This window comes from Streptococcus mitis bv. 2 str. SK95, from assembly GCF_000222705.1.
GTDB classification, from domain to species: domain Bacteria; phylum Bacillota; class Bacilli; order Lactobacillales; family Streptococcaceae; genus Streptococcus; species Streptococcus mitis_AY.
Genome location: NZ_AFUB01000030.1, coordinates 1 through 827 on the forward strand (window position 1 = coordinate 1; position 827 = coordinate 827).

At 49.9% G+C, this 827-nt stretch carries 1 protein-coding gene; it reads right to left on the minus strand.

Translation table 11 applies throughout. The annotated features are described in order from the left end of the window. Window positions 1-827 (minus strand): hypothetical protein (locus HMPREF9965_RS06850; protein ID WP_000317298.1); only part of this gene is annotated, 827 nt, incomplete at both ends.

The window sequence follows — 827 nt, forward strand, 5'->3', positions numbered from 1 at the left end:
CCGTTATAGGCAAATGGATTGCCTGTTGTATCTGTGCTTGTCTTTCTTGCCCCATAGAGATGATAGCTAGTTGAGGCGACGGCTTGTCCATCCTTGGTCAAGCCTGTCACAGAGCCTGATTGGTTGGTCAAGTAGTTGTAGCTGTCACCTGTTTGGTTGTTGAGGTAGCTAGCTCGACCTTTGCCATAACTATAGGTCTCTCGTGCCTTGCCATCATGGTCATAGGTTTCAAGGACTTCTGTATGTTCACGATTGACATCGTTGACATAGTTGCGTTCCTCGTAGTAGTTGTAGGTCTCCTCTCGTGTGGTGTAAGGGATGAGGACATCCTGAACCTGACTGGTATAGGTCACTTCTCCCTGACCCGGTAAGTTCCCGAGTTCTGGTGGGTTGACCACGATCCCCTCCTTGGTCGCTCGATCCTTAGCCACCTTCTGGTGGTAGGCTGTCGACACATCGTCAAAGATGCTGTGCCAGATGCTTCCTATTGTCTGTGGTAAAGCAGACAGGGCTTGGAGGACATTCTGACTAAAGCCATACCAGAAGAGGGAGTGTTGCTCCCCACTTGGGGCTGTGTATGGTGACTTACGACCGGACTTGATATCCTTTGGCTTGCGTTGGAAGAGCTGGTAGGTGTTCTTGCCTTCCTTGCGACTGGCAGTGAAGACACGGTTATCATCCCCATCATAAAGCGCAGCCATGAGCAGGCCTTTCTTGTCCTTGATCGCAAGCAGGCGGTTCTCTGTATCATAGATGTAGTCTAGCTTCTCTGAGTTTTTCTCAGAAGCGATGCGATTGCCATTCTTGTCGTAGGTATAGGTGATGGT